This is a genomic window from Moorena sp., from assembly GCF_982860115.1.
In genome coordinates, this window is the sequence record NZ_CEYLVT010000426.1 from 1 (window position 1) to 2,709 (window position 2,709).

Sequence of the window (2,709 nt, forward strand, 5' to 3'; positions counted from 1 at the left end):
AATTTGGGATTGAATTAGGGGGAGAAGCGGGGATTCCTTATGTTACCAAAGGCACTGCTAAAAGTAATCTTAAAATAACAGTAGAGTGTGAGCTTCCTAAGCCAATTAAAAATCAAACTTAGTTAAGAAAAATTACGCGATCGCCTTTGGCGGAAGCTTTGCTTCATCGCTTTTAGCGGAAGCTGAGGCCAAAGGCCACGCTTTGCGTTCGCGTAGCGGAGGCTTTGCCGAAACGCTTCATCGCGAAGAGTCGGCTCTGCAGAATCCCATGTTCAAAGAGAGCGAATGCATTTTAAAAATTAGCCTCCTGTCAATTAGCATTATGTAAATTAGGTTCCAAATAATTTCTACTGGAATTGATAATGGCGTTTTGCTTTTTTATAATGGATTTGTGTCAGTTTGGTTCTGGGAGAGCTGGTTTTATGTGGGCTGTGTCGCGGTGACGACACAGTTGTTTTTTTTCTTTGGTATTAGATGGCAAAAGAAGCTGAGGTTGAGTTACTCAGAAGTTGACCAAGAAAAGAAGTGGATTTTAGTTTTGGTTTTAAAGACAAATTCAACGATGTTCCAATCGCTGTAAAGCGAATATTGCTCTGTAGCATCTTTGAAGTCAAAATTGAAACAATTCACTTCGCTTACACCTCTAAGTCCATTGTGAAGCTCCTCAAGGGTTATTTTTTTGATCTTGGAGTTTTTGATGTGTTCATTTCTCTCGTATTTTGAGTGATTGTCCCAGTACAGTGTGTGGATTGCTGCATTGTAAAAAACTTCAACGGAAGTATATTTGCTGAAGTCCTCTTCGAGATATTTGATTTCCTGGCTACCTAGTTGAATGTAGATTTCGACTTTATTCATAATATCGTTATAGGTTTGCTGTAAGTTTGTCGGCTTTCTCAGTACAGGACAAAAGGTTTGAAACGTTGACTTGGGTGGGGTTTCATCCTTAAAAAAGCTCTCCAACCCCATCCACTTTTGACAAAGGTGGACCTGTGTGGAATACTAGGGATTGCCAAAGTGATTTTCATACAAGCATTTACCAGTAGCTTTTTGGTAGACATTCAGAGTGAAGTTCATCTCAGGAAAATCTACCCATTCGATATGGTACATATTCTTGTCGTCTTGCCAGGAAAAATGCTCAGTGAAAGTGATGAAACCGTCTTGGCTGTTGTCGATAGTGTCTTGATGGTTTGGTCTTCCCAGGACAATGTCCCCGATAACTCCCCAAGTTTGAGTGGCTCGTGACTCCCGAATGATCAGGTAGTCGAAGGTACTTTTGCCATCGGCCTCGTCTACTAGGGCGTACTCAATGGTCAAATCACTGGAAGATTGGGTTATAGGCTTTATAAAAGCCAGGTGAGGGGTTGGAACTTGGCTGTTTTGGTTCAAGTACTCTTGCTCGTAATCCCAGGTGCTCTGAGCCTCAGCAGCGCCAGCAGAGAGCACAGTCAAACCAATCAGGGGAGCGGTGAGTTTGTTGGAGAAAATCATAATGTATGTCTGATTGAGTTTCCTCCTACTACTTACTGCTGTGATTTACTGTGGTCAGAAAAAATAATCACAGGGCTAAAAGTTTTTCAGGGCAACGGCTCACGGGGTGACAACAAAGCTCAAACCTAATAGCGTTTATCATAACTATGAGGTACACATTGTTTTGACTTATTCACTATTCTCTGCTCCGAAGTCCCTGCTCCGAAGTCCCTGCTCCCTAAAACCCATAAATTTGTACTTCATGAGTTTTAGAATTGCTATAATACCCACAATACTTTTGAGGGATTTGAGATGGCATTGAACTCTTCTACTTCCAGTTCGCCCAATACAGATAATTGGCAAAAATCCTTACATAAAGAAGAATTCTACACTTGGCATAATTACCGTTGTGCCTATGAAGTCTATACCCCAACAGATGACAGTGCTAAGACGAAAAATCCTCTACTATTAGTCCATCCTATTGGTGTTGGACTATCACGCTTTTTTTGGCATCGCTTTTGCCAGGAGTGGTTGAACACTGGCGATGGTCATCTAATTTATAATCCCGACTTGCTAGGATGTGGTGAAAGCGAAATGCCCCCTGTTGCTTACTACCCTATCGATTGGGCTGACCAGTTACAATATTTTTTAACAACTGTAGTCAAAAAACCGGTGATTCTGCTAGTGCAAGGGGCTTTATTACCTGTGGCACTTACCTTGATCCAAAAGCAAACTGAACCAAATTATATTCAAGGGTTAGTACTCTCAGGTCCTCCGTCTTGGTCTCTGATGACAGCAGAAACTCAATACTGGCAGCAGCGAGTTGCTTGGAATCTCCTCGAATCTCCTTTAGGTAGTGCCTTCTTTCGTTATGCTCGTCGCCGTCAATTCCTGCAAAAGTTTTCGGAAGATAAACTGTTTGCTGAGAGTTCTACAGTAGATAACGAATGGTTAGATAATCTCCAAAAGGGAGCAATTAATCCAGCTAGCCGCTATGCAGTTTTTTCTTTTTTGGCTGGCTTTTGGCGACAAAACTATCAACAGGCGATCGCTAATACGTCTCAACCTACCCTAGTAGTAGTAGGAGAGCAAGCTTCAAGTATTAGTAAGCTGGGGAAATCTGAAACACCAGAAGACCGACTAGCTCAGTATATCAAGCATCTTCCTCAAGGTGAAGGTGGTAAAATTCCTGGTCGTAATGTTTTGCCTTATGAGTCAACCTATGAGTTTGTAAAAGTTGTC

The 2,709-nt window shown here is 41.8% G+C and carries 4 protein-coding genes; 2 read left to right on the forward strand and 2 right to left on the reverse strand.

Annotated features, from left to right (window positions below):
- Positions 1-122: CU044_2847 family protein (locus AC4II3_RS32340; protein ID WP_488029837.1), on the forward strand; the 122-nt coding region annotated here is incomplete at its 5' end.
- Positions 123-498: 376 nt separating this feature from the next.
- Here AC4II3_RS32340 and AC4II3_RS32345 read toward each other — a convergent pair.
- Positions 499-855 (reverse strand): hypothetical protein, encoded by a 357-nt coding sequence (locus AC4II3_RS32345; protein ID WP_488016968.1) that lies wholly within the window; start codon positions 853-855, stop codon positions 499-501.
- A 144-nt stretch (positions 856-999) separates the two neighbouring features.
- Positions 1,000-1,488 (reverse strand): hypothetical protein, encoded by a 489-nt coding sequence (locus tag AC4II3_RS32350; RefSeq protein ID WP_293106325.1) that lies wholly within the window; start codon positions 1,486-1,488, stop codon positions 1,000-1,002.
- A 291-nt stretch (positions 1,489-1,779) separates the two neighbouring features.
- On the opposite strand from AC4II3_RS32350, the gene AC4II3_RS32355 reads away from it, so the two are divergent.
- Positions 1,780-2,709: alpha/beta fold hydrolase (locus AC4II3_RS32355; RefSeq protein WP_488016966.1), on the forward strand; the 930-nt coding region annotated here is incomplete at its 3' end.

Excerpts from the sequence above, each read along its gene's own strand:
- AC4II3_RS32345 (WP_488016968.1), bottom strand. The coding sequence starts at position 855 with ATGAATAAAGTCGAAATCTACATTCAACTAGGTAGCCAGGAAATCAAA.
- AC4II3_RS32350 (WP_293106325.1), bottom strand. The coding sequence starts at position 1,488 with ATGATTTTCTCCAACAAACTCACCGCTCCCCTGATTGGTTTGACTGTG.